Source organism: Clostridium sp. DFI.1.208, from assembly GCF_024463855.1.
In the GTDB taxonomy this organism is placed as follows: domain Bacteria; phylum Bacillota_I; class Bacilli_A; order Erysipelotrichales; family Erysipelotrichaceae; genus Clostridium_AQ.
The window spans coordinates 110,070-129,192 of the sequence record NZ_JANGCA010000004.1; the positions used below are offsets into that span (position 1 = coordinate 110,070).

Sequence of the window (19,123 nt, forward strand, 5' to 3'; positions counted from 1 at the left end):
AGAGTGTGTCAAATTTCAGTTTATGAAAAAGGAAAATTAGAATTTGAGGAGGAGATACGATGAGCAAGAACGTGATTCATATATTTGGAGCATCTGGTTCTGGAACCTCAACGATTGGCAAATATATATCTGTCAAATGGAATTACTATTTTATGGATACGGATGATTACTTTTGGCAAGCAACCAATCCACCCTATACGAAAAAAAGAGATGCTTCAGAACGATTATCTATGATGAAAAAAGATATAAATGAACATGAAAAAATTGTTATAGCAGGTTCCCTTGTTGATTGGGGAGATGAGCTAATTCCCTTATTTTCATTAGCCATTCGATTAGAAACTAACACGGACATAAGGATTGAAAGATTGGTGAGGCGAGAACAACTACGTTTTGGAAACAGAATTGATATAGGCGGAGATATGTATGAAAATCATCAGAAATTTTTAAACTGGGCGGCGGCATATGATAATGGCGGTATAGATATGAGAAGTAAAGCAAAGCATGATGAATGGCAAATGAAATTAGGCTGTAAGTGTATTTTATTAGATGGAAGTATGCCATTAGAGGAAAACTTACAAATTATTCAAAATTATATGTGAAACAGAGATTGTAGGGGAGAAAATATCGTGCGCAATAAAACATCTGCGACTTTGTATTATTTAGCTTTCATGCTGTTTTATATAGTGGCTGTCACTAATTTTTTTTATGCAGGCTTTTTCATCTGGTGTAATCTGATTGTGTTTAGGCTCTGCTTTACTTTGCTTTGGGGAAAGTGACCGGCATAAGAATTAGCGCTCTGATGATAAAGATAGTTCCAACAAGAGGTAAGCAAGCAGGTTTACATAACGCTTTATCTTCAGCGATAGATACTTTTTTTGAGAAGAATTGGATTTCTGGTTTTCAGTATCTTGTGAAGAATTGTCAAAATCGTGTTGTAATCCTTTTCATCAAATACCAACTATGGTAAAATAGGGACAATGAGGTGAGATAATGAAAGATGTGACATTAGTTGTATTGGCGGCCGGTATGGGCAGCCGTTACGGAGGATTGAAGCAGATCGATCCGATTGGACCAAACGGAGAAATTATTCTGGAAATGTCTGCATACGATGCAATTCGCGCAGGCTTCAACAAGATTGTTTTTATTATAAAGAAAGCGATTGAGGAAGATTTCAAAAACGCGATTGGAAATAAGATTGCGGAGCATATCAAGGTGGAATACGTATTTCAGGAAATGGACGCATGTCTGCCGGAGGGCTATGAAATCCCGGCGGATCGTGTAAAGCCATGGGGGACGGCACATGCTATTCTGTGCTGTAAGCATGTCATCCATGAACCGTTTGCAGTGATCAATGCGGATGATTACTATGGAATTGCTTCCTTCCAGAAGCTGCATGACTATCTGGTTTCCAACGAGGATGAAACGGCGTACAGCATGGTAGGCTTTGTTCTTGGAAACACCCTGACAGATCACGGCAGTGTTGCCCGCGGTGTCTGCAAGGTAGAAGACGGCAAGCTGGCTGGTGTTGATGAACGCACAAGAATTGAAAAACGCGAGGGCAAGGTGCAGTATTACGAAAATGATACATGGTACGATGTTGATGCAAACTCTCTGGTGTCCATGAATATGTGGGGCTTTACACCGAAATTCATGGAGGAAGTGGAAGAACGCTTCCCGTTATTCCTGAAAGAAACGGTAAAGGAAAATCCTTTGAAGAGTGAATTTTACATTCCGGTAACAGTGGATACGCTGATTCGTGAGGGAAAAGCTACCGTAACCGTATTATCCAGTGATGACAAATGGTACGGCGTTACCTATCAGGAAGACAAGCCGATGGTAAAGGAAGGAATTCGCAAGCTGATTGAAGCTGGCAAATACCCGGTACCGCTCTGGAGCAAATAACAAATAAGGGGAGTTTCCCCTTTTCTTTTGCTTATGAGCAAGCATACAGCAGCTGATAGGCATAAGGAATGGGGAAGGAAGCACGCGACAAACGATAAACGCCTGTTGTTCGTACGACAGGCTCGATTGCTTCTGCGAAAAAGCAATAGGTGTAAAAAGCATAGCGAGGTGATCATGCATGCAGCAACAAAATGACTGGTACACGGGGATTGACTATTTTCAATCCTATAAGGAACAGGATATACAGGTAGAGGAACAAAGCATTGCACAACCAATGCCGCTCACACGGCATGAACGCGTGGAGCTTTGGTATGTTCTGGAGGGGGATGGCGATATGCGGGTGAACGGGATTTCGCATTCTGTTCAGCAGGATTCCTTTCTCTGTTTGTATGCCCATCATTTGTATGAGATTTCCTGCGTGCGAAAGCCGCTGCGGATTTTACGCATTCAGTTCTATATCGGTTTGTTTATGCATGCTATGTGGGAAAAGCATCCCAGAGGTAGAAATGCCTCCCTAGTATATGAAACACCGGCGTGCCTTCACTGTGCGGATCGTGAGGTGCTCCGGCTGTTTCTGCAGGCACGGCAGGAATTCAGCGGTAATGCCTTCGGCTCCCGCAACATGCTGATGTATATCGTTCTGCAAATTCATATGCTGTTTTGCCGCTATGCATTACAGGAATCAATGGAGGAGAAGCAGTCACCGGTCTGGAAGCTGATCAAGCGTACGATTGTAGCCTCACAGGAGTACACAACACTGCAGGATGCAGCGAACCAGCTGCAGCTGCATCCACGCTATCTCAATCAGAAAATCAAGGATGCCTGCGGCTACAGCTTTGCTCAGCTGCGCTCCTTCGGCAAAATCATCAATGCCTGTGCGCTGCTTCATTTTGAGGACTTATCTATATCCTATATTGTGGATTTACTTTCCTTCTCCTCAACGGCTGCCTTTTACCGTCAGTTTCAGACATGGACAGGTATGTCACCACTGGATTATCAGAAGCACCGGATTCTGGATAACACTCATTTCTATTGCCGTAAGGACCTGTATTTACAGATTATGCAGTATCTCTATCTGCATTTTTCACAGGAGATTACGCTGGAGGATATGGCGAGGGAATGCCACCGGAAAAGCTATGAGCTGGACCAGCTGCTGAAAAATGAATATCAGACCAGCTGGACACAGGAGCTGACATGGATACGTGTGCATCAGGCAGCCGCCTTATTGACGGCGACAAAGCAAACCATCACTTCGATTGCCATGGACTGCGGATTTTCATCTCTGGCTGTTTTTGAACGGCACTTTGCTGCCTGCATGGGATGTACACCGGAGCAGTATCGCAAAAAGCAATCTGCATAAATGAGAAAAAGACCAATGATTTTAAATATACGTATTCTATGGTTGCGTTATAATTTAAGTATCAGGAGGTCTTTTTTATGTTTGAAAAACTATTTGAACCAATCAGAATTCGCGGAATGGAAGTGAACAACCGCATTGTGCTGCCGGCGATGGGAACGAAAATGGCGGCAGAGGATGGAAATGTGACACAGCAGATCATCGATTATCAGGTTGCACGTGTAAAGGGCGGCTGCGGGCTGAATTTATCCGAGGTATGTGCTGTGCATGCACCAAGTGCTCCTAGAAAATTTCTGGCACTGCATAACGATTCCTATATTCCATCACACAAGGCATTTTGCGATGCCATTCATGAGGCAGGCGGGAAGTGCGGTGTGCAGCTGTGGCAGGGAAGTCTTGCCGCAAGCATGGATCCGAAGGCGAGAATTCTTGTGGCCAGTGATTTGCATGTTCACGGGAATACCATACCGGCTGTGGATGTGGAAACGATTGAAGAGGTTGTCGCATGCTTCGGTGCGGCTGCAAAGCGTGCGGTAAAGGCCGGCTATGACTGTGTGGAATTTCATTGCGGACATAATTATCTGCCGCATTCCTTTTTGTCACCGGCATTCAATCACCGTGAGGATGCCTATGGCGGAACATTTGAAAAGCGCTGTAAATTCCCGCTGGGCTGTATCCGTGCTATTCGTGAGAGCATACCGCAGGATATGCCGCTGCTGATGCGTCTGGATGCACAGGATGATTATCTGGAGAATGGATTGACCATTGAGGATGTCATTGCGTATTGCAGGCTAGCAAAAGAGGCCGGAGTCGATGTACTGGATATCTCACGTGGCAATATGATTACAGCGGGGCTGAAATACGAGGTACCGCCGATTGATATACCAAAGGGCTTCAATGTGGATAATTGTGCCAGAATCCGTAAGGAAACCGGTATGCTTTGTATTGCGGTCGGACGTATCAACACGCCGCAGCAGGCTGAGGAAATTCTGGAACAGGATAAGGCGGATATGGTTGTCATGGGACGTGCGCAGCTTGCCGATGCCAACTTCTGTGTAAAGGCAAAGGAAGGCAGATTGCAGGATATCGTATACTGTATCGGCTGTGATCAGGGCTGCTATGACGGATTTACCGATCCCAATGTACCATTCATCACCTGTATGCGAAATCCATATCTTGGAAAAGAAGCACAGGATGTCCTTGTTCCTGCACAGAAGCCGAAAAGGGTTTTGATCGCAGGCGGCGGTATCGCCGGTCTGGAAGCAGCCTGCATCCTGAAGCAGCGCGGTCATCAGCCGGTTGTATATGAGGCAGGCGGTGAGCTGGGCGGTCAGTTTGTGACTGCGGGAAAGGCACCGCGTAAGACGGAAATGAAGGAGGCTGCGCTGTCCTATGGGGAAAAGGCAAAGCGTCTTGGCATTCCTATTCATCTCAACACACCGGTTGATGCGTCGCTGCTTACAGAGGGCAACTGGGATGAGGTTATCCTTGCGATCGGGGCGGAGCCGATTCATTTGTCCATTCCGGGTGCAGAACGGGAAAATGTATACAATTCCCATGACATATTAAATGGAAAAGCAACCGCTTCCGGCCATGTCGCTGTTATCGGCGGTGGTCTGGTCGGTGTGGAAACCGCAGAATATCTGAGTGAGCAGGGGGCAGCCGTCACGGTTATCGAAATGCTGGACGGTGTTGCGAAGGACCTTGGCGCATTGCGCAAAATCTGTGTCATGGAGTCGCTGTATACGCATCATATTGAAACGATTGTCAGCACGTCCGTAAAAGCCGTTGTGGAAAACGGAGTTTTGGTGGAAAAGGAAGGTGTCGAGCAGGTGATTCCTTGTGACAGCGTCGTTATGGCAGTAGGTGCACGCGCAAGAAATCATGAAGCGCTGACAGACGCCTGTGAAAAGAAACAGCTTCCGTATCACATCATAGGAGATGCCAAAAAGGCAAGAAGGGCACTGCAGGCGATTGCGGAAGCACATGCTGTTGCACGTTCCCTGTAACAGGAGAATGTGTGAAAGAAATTCAAAATATAGCAATTTTACAGATTTGAAACAACTTTCATACAATGCTTGTGCTCGCGTGTAGCGAGAGAATGGAGGAAATATGAATAGTTCAAAGCTTTTTCAGCCACTGACGATTTCTACAATGAAGCTGCGCAATGCGACGTTCATGGCACCGATGTCTCTGGGATATGAAAGCAGTGACGGCTGTGTAAATGAGCGGATGCAGGCATACTGGCTCGAGCGTGCACGCGGTGGAGTCGGCTGTATTATTCTAGATGCGTTAAGCGTTGATCCATCCGTTCCCTATCTGGGAAATACACTGTGCTTTCGTGGGGAGGAAGCCATAGCATCCTATAAGGCGTTCACGGATAAAATTCACGAAGCCGGTGCCTGCATCATACCGCAGATCACACATCCGGGTCCGGAAAGTATCTCAGCCTTTATGGGAATACCACCGGTTGCGAGCAGTGCCTATGTCAACTCAATGGGGCAAAAGACCAGAGCGCTGACAATCGAAGAGCTGCCGAAAATTATCGAGCAGTATGCACAAACCTCGTTACAGGCGAAGCTGGCAGGCTTTGATGGAATCGAGCTGCACTGTGCGCATGCATACATGCTGCTGGGCTCCTTCCTGTCACCGCTGCGCAATAAGCGCTGTGATGCGTATGGAGGAAGTCTGGATCATCGAGCACGTCTTCTGTTTGAGGTGATCGATGCGATCAAGGCAGCCTGCGGCAGGGACTTTCCTATCATTCTGCGTATGAGCGGAGATGAAAAGGATGCACAGGGAAATACGGTGGAGGATATGTGTTATCTGGTGCCGAAGCTGATTGCACATGGTGTCGATGCCTTTGAAATCAGTGGTGGTACACAGTATGAGCGTCCGAATAAAATCATTCCAAGTCACGGCGAGCATGAGGGTGTCAATGTTGCGCAGGCAGCGAGAATCCGCGAGGTCAGCAGTGTGCCTGTCATCGTTGTTGGCAAGGTGCTGGATCCTGCCATGGCTATGGATCTGGTAGATAAAGAACTGGTGGATGGTGTCGTGTTCGGTCGGGCCTTGCTGGCTGATCCGTATCTGGTCAATAAGGCTGCCGAAGATAAGCTGGAGGAAATCGCACCATGCACCGGCTGTGTGATTGGTTGTGTGGGAGAACAGACGAAGCGTCACCCGGCGAGCTGTGTTATCAATCCGGCCTGTGGAAAAGAGCTGGAAATGAGACTGCTTCCGGCTGAGCAGAAGAAGCATGTCGCTGTGGCCGGGGGTGGTATTGCGGGTATGGCTGCCGCTAGGGTACTGGCTCTTCGCGGACATACCGTAACACTGTTTGAGAAAACAGACCGTCTGGGAGGTCAGCTGCTTCTGGCCTGTGTGCCGCCGTTTAAACAGCCAATCAGTAAATGGGTTGTTTATCTGGAGCATGAGCTGGCACGTTTATCCGTCGAAATTCGTTTGCGTACGGAATTTCATGAGAATATGAAGGACGGATACGATGCTTTGATCGTGGCAACCGGTGCAACGGAGGCAGTACCGCCGATTCCCGGGCTGGCAGAGCATGGCATCGGTGCCTGGGAGGTGCTGAAAAACGAGCAGCTCATTTTGGGCGGAAACGTTCTGGTAGTCGGCGGGGGAATGGTCGGCTGTGAGGTATGTGAACACCTTCTCCACAACAAACGGGGACCGCTGCAGCTTACGATGATTGAAATGACGGATGAAATTGCGGCCGGTATGGTTGTAAATGAAAAGGTGCTGGTCATGGACCGTCTGCATAAGGCACAGGTACAGCTGCTGACAAATACCAAGCTGGAGGCTGTGGAAGCAAGCGGTGTAAAGCTGAAGGTTCATGGAGAAGCGCTGGAGCGTCACGATTTTACACATGTTGTGTATGCGACCGGCTCCCGCAGCAATACAGCATTGGCTTCAGCGTTGACAAAGCAGGACAATGTATATGTCGTTGGGGATGCCGCAACCGTAGCGCAGGCACTTGAGGCTGTACGGGATGCAACGCTGGCAGCGATGGCTATATAGCGAAACCAAGCCTGTGTGCGAAAGCTGAAGTACACTGCCTTAGGGCCACATGGTAAGCAGGAAATAAAAAGGAGCAATTTCTTTGATATGGAAGGGATTGCTTCTTTTTCTCTTTGCCTCTATGTTCTGTATTCTATCGGTTTTTTGTTTAGAATTTCTAATTGTGCAGGGGCTGCCTCTTTTTCTGTTTTTAAGTCATGCTATTGCGTTTCCTGCTGCATCATTATACAATGAAGAAAAGTACCTGTTCAGCAACAGGAACAGGACAGGAGGTATTTATGGCAATACGGCATATCATTTTTGATTTGGATGGAACTCTTATGGATACAGAGAAGGGGAATCTGTATGCATGGAAAAAGACCTTGCGCTATTATGTGCCAGGGCGTACATTTTCAAATACAGAGCTGAAAGCCATACTGGGGGTAACCACGGAAAAAGCATTATCCATGCTGCAGGTGGATATGAGTGATGTAGCACAGTTCGATGATTACTGGCAGCTGCAATATCAAACACAGGTGGAGCATATTGCGATGTTCACCGGTATGCAGGAGGTACTGAATACCCTGCGGGAACAGGGATACACCTTGGGAATCGTTACCTCTCGTGACTGGAAGGAATACAGGGCTTATTTTTCGTCCCCTTCCTTTGATGCTCTGTTTGCCTGTATAATTTGTAAGGAGGATACAAAGCTTCACAAACCGGATCCGGAACCTCTTCTTGCCTATCTGCGAAAGATGAATGCAGCAAAAGAAGACAGTATCTATATCGGAGATATGGATACGGATAGGGAATGTGCTGTTAGAGCTGGGGTAAGCTTTGCGCAGGCAGTGTGGAGAGCAGAGGGTCCGGTATCGCAAGGCTGTCTTTCTTCCCCAGAACAGATTCCTGCATTTGTACAAAATATAGAGACAGAGAATCTGAATTAAGAATTTAGAATATGAAATCCCGTATTGGAATTTTTTTATGCCTTTTTTTCTTGTATGGAATCGGGAATGGCGCATCCCATACCCTTCGGTGGCAGCTTTGGAAATTGCTAAGCGCTTTATGAACAAGGGGGCTTTGATTGAGGAAGGAGCAGGTGATGTATACATTAGAAAAGGATAGGAGGCATCGGGTTTTGCTTTATATAGGGCAGCGGCTGTTAGCGTGTGGATAGCGTGATACTGTACAGCGGCATTGCGATAGCGGTACAAACGTGTTTTCCCTTCGTTTTCGTTGACTTCCATACAAATTTCTTTTACAATGAAGAACGTCTGTGTCAGCGGAGCATGTTCGCCGCAAGGATACTTTATTAAAGGAGTAGTTATGGAAAATAAAAGAGAAAAATTATCCTCCCGACTCGGTTTTATCTTTCTGTCGGCAGGATGTGCCATCGGTCTGGGCAATATATGGCGATTTCCCTATATGGTCGGAAAATATGGGGGAGGGGCGTTCGTACTCGTGTATCTGTTTTTCCTTGTTCTTCTTGGGCTTCCCATTATCGTTATGGAATATTCCGTGGGAAGAGGGAGCGGAAAAAGTGTAGCAAGAAGCTTTCATATGTTAGAGAAGCCAGGGCAGCTCTGGCATCGATTCTCCTATGTGGCCATGGCGGGTAACTATCTGCTTGTCATGTTTTACACAACGATATCCGGCTGGATGCTCGCATATTTCGCAAAGATGATCAGCGGGGAGTTTAACAATTTGAATCCGCAGGAGGTGAAGCATGTCTTTACCGCTTTGCAGCAAAATCCGCAGGCATCCTTGTTCTGGATGCTGCTGATTGTCGCCATTGGCTGCGGTGTATGTGCGCTTGGTCTGCAAAACGGTGTGGAAAAAATCACAAAAGGAATGATGGGACTGCTGCTGGCAGTTATGATATTGCTGGTAGTAAAATCATTGAGTCTGGATGGTGCGATGAAGGGTGTTTCCTTTTATCTGATACCGGATTTTGATGAATTGATGAAAAATGGTATTTTCAATGCCATTTATGCGGCAATGGGGCAGGCCTTTTTCACACTGAGCATTGGAATGGGGGGGATGGCGATCTTTGGAAGCTATATTGACCGCAAGCATTCCCTGAGCGGTGAGGGTGTGCGTGTCATGGCGCTGGATACGTTTGTGGCATTTATGGCAGGAATGATTATCTTTCCAGCCTGCATGTCCTTCGGTGTAGCACCTGACAGCGGCCCCGGGCTGGTGTTTGTGACGCTTCCCAATATCTTTAATGAAATGGCAAACGGACAGCTGTGGGGGACTCTGTTCTTCGTATTTATGAATTTTGCTGCGTTGTCCACCATCATTGCTGTATTTGAAAATATCGTTTCCTTTACGATTGATTTATGTAACTGGACAAGGCGAAAGAGTGTTCTCTTGAATTTTATTATTATCGCTGTGGGGAGCATTCCCTGCGCGATTGGCTTCAGTGTTTTGTCCGGTTTTCAGCCCTTCGGTGAAGGAAGTGCCGTGCTGGATTTGCTGGATTTCCTTGTTTCCAACGTTATTATGCCGCTTGGTTCACTGGTTTTCCTGTTCTTCTGTACGAGAAGGCTTGGCTGGGGCTGGAAAAATTTCGTGGCAGAGGCTAATGCCGGAAAAGGCCTTCGCTTCCCGGAAAAGGCAAGGGGCTATGTATCTTATGTTCTGCCGCTGATTGTAATGTTCATTTTTCTATTTGGGCTGTGGGAAAAATTCAACGGGTAAGCAGTGTATTGCACACTGCTTTTTTTGTGAGATTGCCGCATGGCTTGCACCTTCGTATGATTCGTTGTAAACTAATGACATATACAGGAGGTAGCTTATGGGCAATTTTACATTTTACGCTCCGACACGCGTGTATTTCGGTCGAAAAGAAGAAGAGCGAATCGGTTCTATATTGAAACAGGAGGGGTGCCGCAGGGTACTGGTGCATTACGGAGGACAGAGTGCGGTAAAAAGCGGTCTGCTTGAGCGTGTTTTGCAATCTTTGAAAAAAGCCGGCATTCCCGCAGTCACACTGGGTGGTGTTGTGCCGAATCCGCAGCTTTCCAAGGTGCGCGAGGGAATCGCTCTTGCTAAACAGGAACAGGTGGATTTCATTTTGGCAGTTGGAGGCGGCAGTGTGATCGATTCTGCGAAAGGCATCGGTTATGGCGTTGTGAATGAAGGCGATGTATGGGAGTATTATGCAAGAAAGAAAAAGGTAACCGGCTGTCTTCCAATCGGTGCAATCCTGACGATTGCGGCTGCCGGCAGTGAAATGAGTAATTCCAGTGTAATCACCAATGAAGACGGATGGCTGAAGCGGGGATTAAGCTCTGATTACGGACGGTGCCGGTTTGCCATTATGAACCCGGAGCTGACTATGACACTTCCGGCTTATCAGACTGCAAGTGGCTGTACGGATATTATTTTACACACCATGGAACGTTATTTTATAAAGGAAAATAATATGGATATCACCGACGGCTTTGCAGAAAGTCTGATGCGTACGGTTATGAAGCATACCCGTAAACTGATGAAGGAGCCGGATAACTATGAATCCCGTGCGGAGGTGATGTGGGCAGGCAGTCTTTCTCATAACGATATTACAGGAAGCCGCAGCTTTGGTGACTGGGCCTGTCATCAGCTGGAGCATGAGCTGAGCGGTATGTACAAGGTTGCCCACGGTGCTGGACTGGCTGCTGTATGGGGCAGCTGGGCACGCTATGTCTATCAGGAAGAGCCGTCCAGATTTGCACAGTATGCCAGAAACGTAATGGGAATCCGGGAAGAAAACGATGTCGCATGTGCACTGGCTGGAATTGAAGCAACGGAGCAATTCTTTAAGGAAATCGGTATGCCGACGTCCATCCATGAAATGGGAATCACGTTATGTGAGGAGGATATCCGAACGCTGGCATGGAAATGCAGCTTTGAGGATGAACGCACGATCGGGTGCTTCAAGGTTTTGAAGAAAGCGGATATGGAAGCTATCTATCGTATTGCGAAATAATAGAAGATATCGCCTAAACATAGCCGTAAGCAATGCTCATAGGATTCTTATACTGTGTACGAAGCTGCGAAATGTACAAAGCAGTTGACTGGTATACAGCGTAGAAGTGAAATGATAGATATGCCTAAAAATGTATGGAATAGGGATGATGGATGACTGTTCTTATCATAGAGAAAGAAAGGGGTTAGGATGAAGAAAAGGATACTGCGTCTCATAATAACCTTTATTGGCGTGTGGCTGGGCTGTTTGATTGCATATGTTCTTTCGATGAATTTCGGTGGAAGCGTAGATTGGTTTACAGGCGTTTCTATATGTGCTGTCCTTTTGATTTTATTCCTGCTACAGGAAATCATCTATTTCATACGAAATAAAGGACATAGGGATTAGGCTTGGAAGAAAGCAGGAAGCTGCTTCATCAAAGCATCTGCTTCCTACCATTTTAAGAACATAAAAAAGAGCTGTAAAATCTATGAAGATAGATTTTGCAGCTTCTTTTTCATTCGTTATCATATCACCATATTATTTACTGATGTGATATCGGCTCCCGTCCCTGCTGCGATTTAATAGCTTATAATCTACCAGATACCGGCGAAGCTCTACAAAATCCTCGTACATAGGCTTGAGTAATGCATTCAATTCCTGCTCACTGAGATCTCGATCAGGCAGCTGTGCAGCCGCCAGTGCAAGTACCGCTTTTCGCGGCTCCTGTTTTTTCGGCATTTGATGAATGGTAAACGGCTCTGCCTGATAGAATACGTCCAAGTTTGCACTTTTCATAAACATATCTCCTTTCTGTTTATCAAAATAATAAACTGTAATATGATATTATCACTGTTTGTTTATAAAATCAATAAACAAAAAGAGGAAACGTCCAGTTATTTCCCCTTTGCGCAGTATTTTTGAATTCTGGTGATCAAATCCATGTAATAGGTGTCGTTTTGATCATGATTCTCTATGACCTTTGTGATTTTTCGTACGAAATCCCCTTTGGTGACCTTTTCCTTGATACTCAGTTCCACCTGACCATTCTCTGCATCCTTCATTTCAAATATTGTTTTGGTTACATGTACACTGCTTTGTGCAAACGGATAACGCTCCATAACAATACGATCCTCACCAACCTCCGTAAAATAGAATTTCATTAGAAAATGATCGCCGTAATCCTCGATCCAGTTATCCTCACCCAGTTTTTTATATACCTGATAACCACGTATATTGCAGGTTTCCGGATGCAGAATAACAGAAGCAATCTGCTTTTTTGTATAGGGTAGAATTTTACTGTTTTCACTTTTCTTCATATAAAGATACCTCTCTTGCGTGTGATATAGTATAATGTATCACGAATCGGTAAGAAAGAAAAGATGAAGAATGTCATGGAAATGATAAACCGTGGCTGTAAATTATATGCTATACTGATGAACGAGGGAGGGCTGTCCATGATGAAAAAGCTATGGAAGCAGAATTTCTGGCTTCTGGCTGCACTTGGTGCCTATGCACTGGTTAGTCTTTATGTCTATGAGCGAAGCGGTATATTTATTCACAGAGCAATCGTGTGGAATGTGTTTCTCGCCCTGTTGCCGTATCTGTTTATGACGCTGTTTTTTGCGGCACAGCAGCGAAAGCATCACCTTGGCATGCTGGCTGCCTTTCTATGCTGGCTGCTGCTGTTTCCCAATGTACCGTATCTGATTACGGATTTTATACATATCTCACCACTGACCTTCTATATCTTTCAGGAAACCGGGAGTGTCTATGTCCGGGCGCTTCTCCCCTGGCTGGAGCTGCTGCATCTGGCTGTCGGAATCTTCTTTGGCATCATGAGCGGCTATCGTTCGCTCTATCTGCTGCATGAATTCACGGCAGAAAGGCTGGGACAGCTGCGCACCTGGCTGCTAGCCGCCCTGATTTGTCTGCTGAGCAGCTATGGTGTGTATCTGGGGCGGTTTCTGCGTCTGAATTCCTGGGATATTATGCATCCATCCTCATTGATGGATAAAATCGTACAGGGCAGTGATACCTTCAGTCTGCAGTTTACCCTGGTATTCTTTCTGTTTCTGTTTATAACCTATGGTCTGTATTATTTCTGCTTTCATAAAAAAATAGGAGGTACGCGTCATGAAGACACTTTACGTCAGTGACCTGGATGGTACACTGCTCAACAGCAACACCGCATTATCCGATACAACGGTAAAGACAATCAATGCTCTGGTGGAGGAGGGGATGGAATTCACCTTTGCGACAGCCCGTTCCATAACCTCTGCTTCTCTGGTGTCCAAGGGGCTCCACCTGCGTACGCCTCTGATCGTATACAACGGGGTCTATCTGCTGGATCCGGATTCTCATGAAATATTGTATTCGCATTCCTTTACCAAACAGGATGCACAGGATATTCTGAACTATCTGTTAAGGCATCATATGATTCCCTTTGTTTATTCCTATATTGATGGGAAGGAGAGGGTCAGCTATATGGAGGAGGGGATGCATGAAGGTGGGAAATACTACATGGAATCCCGTCCCTATGACAAGCGTTTTCGCAAGGTGACTGCCACGGAGCAGCTGCTGGAGGGGGATGTCTTCTACTTCACCTGCATTCACGACGGTTCCTTTTTAAAGCCGATGTATGAATATCTGGAGGAAACAACCGACTATGTGATTGTTTTTCAACAGGAGCTGTACCGAGAGGAATACTGGCTGGAGGTCATGCCCCGAGGAGTTTCCAAGGCGCAGGCAATTCTGGAGCTGAAGGAAAAAGGCGGATATGAGCGGGTGATATCCTTTGGGGATGCCATCAATGATCTGCCGATGTTTCAAATCAGCGATGAGTGCTATGCGGTAGAAAATGCCATCGAGGAGCTGAAAAACGCGGCAACAGCGGTGATCGGGAATCATGATGCGGATGCTGTGGCTTTGTGGCTGAAGGAGAATTATCAAAAGAAGGAAGGAGGGAGCGCGGATGTATAAGCTGATTGCATGTGATCTGGATGAAACACTTTTGAATACGGATAAGGAAATCTGTGCCAGAAATATTGCGGCTATCAAACGCGCAGAGCGGGAGTATGGTGTGCGGTTTGTACCGGCTACCGGACGCGGCTACACCTGTATTGATAATGTGCTGCATACGCTGGGGGTCTATGATGCTGAGCAGGAATATACGATTTCCAATAACGGCGGTGTCGTTACGGAGAATAAGAATTACCGAAAGCTTTCCTTTCATGAGCTGCCTTATGAAATCGCTGAAAGGCTGTTTGCCTTCGGCATTGAACAGGATGTCTGCATACAGGTGTTTACAGCGGAGGATGTGTATGCATTTCACCTGAATGAGGATGAGCGTTCGTGGCTGTTTTCCTTCAAACCGGATTCTATCGTATGTGAGGAAGCCTCTATTGCCTTTTTAAAGGGAACACCGATTACAAAAATTCTGTTTCAGAATACGGATATCCCCTATCTTCAAACGCTGGAAAAAAAGCTGCACGAGTTTACACAGGGCAGGGTTGCCGTTTCCTTCTCCAGCAACCGCTATCTTGAGCTGAATCCATATGGTGTGGATAAAGGGCTCGGCTTGCGTGATTTGTGTGAGCATCTGCAGATTGACCTGTCGGAAACCATCGCAATCGGAGATAATTTCAACGATGTGGGAATGCTAAGGGAGGCAGGACTTTCCGCAGCTGTGGCGAATGCGGTACCTGAGATCAAGGCTATGTGTGATTATGTCTGTACAGCCGATCACAATGAAGGAGCTGTCGCAGAAGTTATTGAGCGTTTCATCTTTGTCTGATTGGAAAGTATCTAAAACCGTGAATCCTTTTCCATTACTGAGGAAAGGATTTTTTTGATTTCTGTCGTGGAATAAAAGAAAGCATTTCAGCGAGTGAAATCGAATGTCGGACAAGCGGATACCTGTAGGCACAGCGAAGCGACAGCTTTAAGAGATTTGTTTTCAGAGCTTCATATTGGATAGCTGTTGAATCAACAAGGCAAAGCAGTCGCTGCGCCGTTAATCTGGCCGATATGTACATTTATGCTGTTTCACTGCATGATGTTGCAACTTGTATCAGTAGGATATGATTTAGCTTTCGGTATGTATTCTTTTCCCAGTTTCGGGATTCACCCTTTAAAAACATAGAAATTTCTTGTATAATGTTACCTAAGTATTGCGGGGTGTATGAATTTGGAAGTTGTGGAAAATAGATTTCAAAAGGGAATTCAGGATGGTGTTCCGATTGGACTGGGCTACTTGTCTGTATCCTTTACCTTTGGGATGATGGCGGTTTCCAACGGGATTCCGGTGGAGGCTGCCGTTGTGATATCCTTAACGAATGTGACCAGCGCCGGGCAGTTTTCCGGTCTGACACTGATGCTGGCACATGGCTCCTATGTGGAGCTGGCGCTGTCACAGTTTATCATCAATCTGCGCTATGCTCTTATGTCCCTGTCCCTGACGCAGAAGGTTGACCGGCATATGAAAACGCATGAGCGCGCTATGATTGCCTATGGTGTCACCGATGAGATTTTCGCTCTTGCCAGCAGTACCTATGAGCGTGTCGGTAAATGGTATATGGCAGGGCTTATCGCTTTTCCGGTGTTCTGCTGGACACTGGGCACCTTTTTGGGCGGAGCGGCGAGTACCCTGCTTCCGGAGGCAATTCGTTCTGCACTGGGCATCGCCATTTACGGAATGTTTCTTGCTATTATCATACCTCCGGCCAGAAAGCTGCGCTCCGTGCGGATCGTATTGCTTTTATCGGTGCTTCTGAGCTGTCTGTTCGCAGCAATGCAGGCAGTCATGCCTGTCAGCTCCGGGTTCGTGATCATTATCTGCACGATTGCCGCATCTGCATTCGGAGCATGGTTCTTTCCGGTTGAGGAGGTGCAGCATGAGTGAATATCTTCCTTACATTCTGGTAATGGCGGTTGTTACGTATCTGATCCGTATGCTTCCGCTAACCTTCTTTCAGAAGGAAATAAAAAGTCCTTTTATAAAATCCTTTTTATTTTATGTGCCCTATGCCGTGTTGGGAGCCATGACGTTTCCCGCCATCTTCACAGCTACCGGTCATACGCTGGCGAGCTGTGCCGGCTGCTTCGTGGGGCTGGTACTGGCATATAAGGGAAAAGGCCTGCTGAGTGTTGCGGTAGCGTCCTGTGTTACGGCATATCTGGCAGCCTGTATCTTCTGAAACAGGAGGGAAGCAGAAGTGCGCCTGAGCAAATGTTCGGCGCTTTTTTAATGCGGGCAGCTGTATTTTAATAAACGCTCTACGTAATCGTAAACCATCTTTTTTCCTTTATGATCCAGCTTCATCACATTTTTAAAAATGATATGGTCCAGCTGATCCGGAATATCCTTCTTTAAGCCAAGCAAAACGTAAATATCCAGATTCAGAATCTGCGATATCGCCACGAGATCATGTATATTCGGTGTTCTTTGGTTGTGTATATAGCAGCTGAGTGTCTGCTGTGAAATATGGAGAGCCTTTGCGAGCTGCTTTTGTGTCATATTGTTCAGTATGATGCCCTCTTTGATTGCGGCACCTAAATCTGTATCAATGTGGTTTCTTTTCATGGTTTCCTCCTATAGGCTGTTTCCCCTTGCCTATGCCCGGCATTATTATATCTGAAAAAATTATTTTCTTTAGAAAAAGTAATCAAATACGGAATTTTACCTGTCTAAAAATGCATGTTTTTAACATTACTTTATAATCTATAGGATAAAGGCCTAGATTTATGGAGAACTTCTGCATAGTACAGCATGAGGTGGAACGGATGGAACCCAAAAGAGAAGACATCATACTGGCTTACCTGACTTTGCTGCTTGTACTGCTGATCGGCTTGTTTCTGGTATGGATCACAGCGATGTTTTTGGAATGAGATATGAAAAAAGGAATGGAAAGCATCCATTCCTACATAGCATCAGATACTGTAGCCGCCATCCAGCGGAATACAGGCTCCATTGATGTAATTGCCCGCTGCACTGCACAATACCAGAAGCAGACCGTCGAGATCCTGCCAGGTACCCCAGCGTCCAGCGGGAATTTCCTTTAGGATAGCGAGATCGTCCTGCTGACCATCGCCGCATTGCAGCCGGTTCCCTTCATTCATGAAGCCCAGTGTGATCGCGTTGATCTGTATATCTCTGCCCGCAAATTCATGCGCCATATATTTCGTCATTGCTTCTACAGCACCCTTGCTGGTGAAATAGGCACAGTATTCGCTGGTGCCGTAGGGCAGGATTCCGGACGCATTGATGATTTTACCTCCGTGTCCCTGCTTGATAAACTGGCGTATGACCTCCTGAGAAAGTGTAAATGCCGCAGTTACATTGATATCCAGGGCACTTTGAAACGCCTGCCTGCTGATTTCCAGGGTATCCTCTTTTTTCAGTATACCTGCGAAGTTCAACAGAATGTCCACATGTCCATAGGCGGCAAGCACTTCCTTCATTACATCATGAATGCTGCCGGGTGTCGTAAGCGATACGGTGAGGGAATGATACGATCTTCCCATCGCCTCCACCTCTTTTTTCAATGCGGAGTCATCACCGATACTGACACCGAATATATCTGCACCATGTCTGGCCAGTGTACGTACACAGGCATAGCCAAGACCCTGTGAGCAGCCGCTGACCAGTGCAACTCTGCCATCTAGCTCTAAATTCATAAACAACAACCTCCTGTCATACTTAGTATGCCTTGTGAGAAAGCACATAAACCTGCAGGTCCGAAAAGAAAACGACTTTTTCAGAAACAGGAAAGGGTTTTCATGATATACTGAGAGTAAGAAAGGGGGAATCGCCATGAAGATTGTATTTCTTGATATCGACGGTGTACTCTACCCCTGCTATTCCCGAAGGACAAGCTGTTTTCATGCGGAAGCTGTGCGAAGCAGATTACAAAAAGAGGGTATCTCCACAAAAGGCATAACAGACTGGGACCTGTGCAGTGTGGCTTGCGGATTTCAGGAGGCTGCCGTAGAGCGGCTGCGTATGCTATGTGATCAAAGCGGTGCGCTTATCGTTTTGGAAACCTCATGGAAGTGCATGCGAAGTCTGGAAGAAATGAAACGGCTGTTTTCCCTGTGGAGACTGGATAGCTATATCCTCGACATGACCGATAATAAGGAGATGTTTTTCAAGGAAGGGGCAATTCAGCGATATCTGGATGCACATCCGGAGGTGGAGGACTATGTAATTCTGGATGATATTCCAATGCAGAAGACCTTTCCAAAGCATGCGGTTGCCACACCGGATATCTTTGATGAAGAAAGTTATCGACAGGCGCTTCATATACTGAACCACAGGACGAAGGAGCTGGGGCATGAACATCATCTTCCTTGATATTGACGGCGTATTGATGCCGCTGGGGTCTCATGAGTATCTGCGCAGTGACGCAGCTGCACTGAAGGCCTATTACGTTTCGCAGGATAAACGCTTTGCGCCGGTGAATGCCTATGATATTGCGGCTGTGGATTTGGACTGGTATCCGCGTGCCAGCCGGTATATTCAGCAGCTTGCCGAGGTCTGTGAGGCGTCGATCGTATTAACATCCTCATGGCGGATGCATCGCTCTCTTGAAACCTTAAGGCTGCTGTTTTCCCTGCATGGGCTGGATAGGTATTTGGTTGATGTAACTGTAGATACCGGAGATAAAGCGGAGGAAATTCAGATGTATTTATGGGGATATCCGGAAATTAAACGCTATGTGGTAATCGATGATCTGAATATGGAGCGCAGCTTCCGAAACCATTTTGTACACGTTCGGGATAAGTATTTCAATGAGGATAATTTCAAAGAGGCTGTCTTGATCCTGTCAAAGGAGTAGGCGGCTTTTTTTATTGACAGATAGTATATAGTATAGTAGTATATAGTAAAGAGG

At 46.3% G+C, this 19,123-nt stretch carries 20 protein-coding genes; 16 read left to right on the forward strand and 4 right to left on the reverse strand.

The features are described from left to right. Nucleotides 1–59 precede the first annotated feature (59 nt). From NE665_RS03465 to NE665_RS03505, 9 genes are all read left to right on the forward strand, one after another. On the forward strand, nucleotides 60–599 hold the full coding sequence (locus NE665_RS03465) for an AAA family ATPase (RefSeq protein WP_117444457.1): 540 nt from the start codon (nucleotides 60–62) through the stop codon (nucleotides 597–599). Between the two features lie 391 nt (nucleotides 600–990). After that, the gene (locus NE665_RS03470; protein ID WP_117444458.1) at nucleotides 991–1,902 is read left to right on the forward strand and encodes a sugar phosphate nucleotidyltransferase; all 912 of its coding nucleotides are present in this window, start codon (nucleotides 991–993) and stop codon (nucleotides 1,900–1,902) included. 178 nt (nucleotides 1,903–2,080) lie between these two features. Beyond that, nucleotides 2,081–3,262 carry an AraC family transcriptional regulator gene (locus NE665_RS03475; protein ID WP_117444459.1) on the forward strand — a complete coding sequence of 394 codons (1,182 nt, stop codon included), beginning with the start codon at nucleotides 2,081–2,083 and terminating at the stop codon, nucleotides 3,260–3,262. Between the two features lie 77 nt (nucleotides 3,263–3,339). Next, entirely contained in the window at nucleotides 3,340–5,268 is a 1,929-nt protein-coding gene (locus NE665_RS03480; RefSeq protein ID WP_117444460.1) for an NAD(P)/FAD-dependent oxidoreductase, read from the forward strand. A 103-nt stretch (nucleotides 5,269–5,371) separates the two neighbouring features. Continuing rightward, nucleotides 5,372–7,300, forward strand: a complete 1,929-nt coding sequence (locus tag NE665_RS03485; protein WP_117444461.1) for an FAD-dependent oxidoreductase — start codon at nucleotides 5,372–5,374, stop codon at nucleotides 7,298–7,300. A gap of 278 nt (nucleotides 7,301–7,578) precedes the next feature. After that, a complete protein-coding gene (locus NE665_RS03490; RefSeq protein ID WP_117444462.1) occupies nucleotides 7,579–8,226 on the forward strand; it encodes an HAD family hydrolase in 648 nt (215 codons plus the stop codon). Nucleotides 8,227–8,605: 379 nt separating this feature from the next. Next, the gene (locus NE665_RS03495; protein ID WP_117444463.1) at nucleotides 8,606–9,982 is read left to right on the forward strand and encodes a sodium-dependent transporter; all 1,377 of its coding nucleotides are present in this window, start codon (nucleotides 8,606–8,608) and stop codon (nucleotides 9,980–9,982) included. Nucleotides 9,983–10,079: 97 nt separating this feature from the next. Then, nucleotides 10,080–11,252, forward strand: coding sequence for an iron-containing alcohol dehydrogenase (locus NE665_RS03500; protein ID WP_117444464.1), 1,173 nt, complete (start codon nucleotides 10,080–10,082; stop codon nucleotides 11,250–11,252). Nucleotides 11,253–11,441: 189 nt separating this feature from the next. Then, nucleotides 11,442–11,639, forward strand: a complete 198-nt coding sequence (locus NE665_RS03505; RefSeq protein WP_117444465.1) for a hypothetical protein — start codon at nucleotides 11,442–11,444, stop codon at nucleotides 11,637–11,639. 132 nt (nucleotides 11,640–11,771) lie between these two features. Here the strand turns inward: NE665_RS03505 and NE665_RS03510 are convergent, their stop codons facing one another. Together NE665_RS03510 and NE665_RS03515 are read right to left on the reverse strand one after the other, a co-directional pair. Then, a complete protein-coding gene (locus NE665_RS03510) occupies nucleotides 11,772–12,029 on the reverse strand; it encodes a DUF2087 domain-containing protein (protein WP_117444466.1) in 258 nt (85 codons plus the stop codon). 98 nt (nucleotides 12,030–12,127) lie between these two features. Further along, nucleotides 12,128–12,550, reverse strand: a complete 423-nt coding sequence (locus NE665_RS03515) for a hypothetical protein (RefSeq protein ID WP_178760155.1) — start codon at nucleotides 12,548–12,550, stop codon at nucleotides 12,128–12,130. A gap of 138 nt (nucleotides 12,551–12,688) precedes the next feature. Between NE665_RS03515 and NE665_RS03520 the strand changes: the two genes are divergently transcribed. The 5 genes from NE665_RS03520 (at nucleotide 12,689) to NE665_RS03540 (ending at nucleotide 16,429) form a co-directional block, all read left to right on the forward strand. Continuing rightward, a complete protein-coding gene (locus NE665_RS03520; RefSeq protein ID WP_117444489.1) occupies nucleotides 12,689–13,390 on the forward strand; it encodes a DUF1361 domain-containing protein in 702 nt (233 codons plus the stop codon). Next, nucleotides 13,368–14,213, forward strand: a complete 846-nt coding sequence (locus NE665_RS03525; protein WP_117444468.1) for an HAD family hydrolase — start codon at nucleotides 13,368–13,370, stop codon at nucleotides 14,211–14,213. The genes NE665_RS03520 and NE665_RS03525 overlap by 23 nt, the downstream gene beginning before the upstream one ends. Further along, nucleotides 14,206–15,027, forward strand: a complete 822-nt coding sequence (locus NE665_RS03530; RefSeq protein WP_117444469.1) for an HAD family hydrolase — start codon at nucleotides 14,206–14,208, stop codon at nucleotides 15,025–15,027. The genes NE665_RS03525 and NE665_RS03530 overlap by 8 nt, the downstream gene beginning before the upstream one ends. Nucleotides 15,028–15,414: 387 nt before the next feature. After that, the gene (locus NE665_RS03535) at nucleotides 15,415–16,134 is read left to right on the forward strand and encodes an AzlC family ABC transporter permease (protein ID WP_117444470.1); all 720 of its coding nucleotides are present in this window, start codon (nucleotides 15,415–15,417) and stop codon (nucleotides 16,132–16,134) included. Then, nucleotides 16,127–16,429 carry an AzlD domain-containing protein gene (locus tag NE665_RS03540; protein ID WP_117444471.1) on the forward strand — a complete coding sequence of 101 codons (303 nt, stop codon included), beginning with the start codon at nucleotides 16,127–16,129 and terminating at the stop codon, nucleotides 16,427–16,429. The genes NE665_RS03535 and NE665_RS03540 overlap by 8 nt, the downstream gene beginning before the upstream one ends. Before the next feature lie 47 nt (nucleotides 16,430–16,476). Here the strand turns inward: NE665_RS03540 and NE665_RS03545 are convergent, their stop codons facing one another. Together NE665_RS03545 and NE665_RS03550 are read right to left on the reverse strand one after the other, a co-directional pair. Then, nucleotides 16,477–16,815 (reverse strand): helix-turn-helix transcriptional regulator, encoded by a 339-nt coding sequence (locus NE665_RS03545; RefSeq protein WP_117444472.1) that lies wholly within the window; start codon nucleotides 16,813–16,815, stop codon nucleotides 16,477–16,479. Between the two features lie 347 nt (nucleotides 16,816–17,162). Continuing rightward, a complete protein-coding gene (locus tag NE665_RS03550) occupies nucleotides 17,163–17,909 on the reverse strand; it encodes an SDR family oxidoreductase (protein WP_117444473.1) in 747 nt (248 codons plus the stop codon). Nucleotides 17,910–18,045: 136 nt separating this feature from the next. Between NE665_RS03550 and NE665_RS03555 the strand changes: the two genes are divergently transcribed. Both NE665_RS03555 and NE665_RS03560 read left to right on the forward strand, forming a co-directional pair. Next, the gene (locus tag NE665_RS03555) at nucleotides 18,046–18,585 is read left to right on the forward strand and encodes an HAD domain-containing protein (RefSeq protein ID WP_117444474.1); all 540 of its coding nucleotides are present in this window, start codon (nucleotides 18,046–18,048) and stop codon (nucleotides 18,583–18,585) included. After that, complete coding sequence (locus tag NE665_RS03560) at nucleotides 18,566–19,069, forward strand: HAD domain-containing protein (RefSeq protein ID WP_117444475.1); 504 nt, start codon at nucleotides 18,566–18,568, stop codon at nucleotides 19,067–19,069. Before NE665_RS03555 ends, NE665_RS03560 begins: the two co-directional genes overlap by 20 nt. Nucleotides 19,070–19,123: the final 54 nt, after the last annotated feature.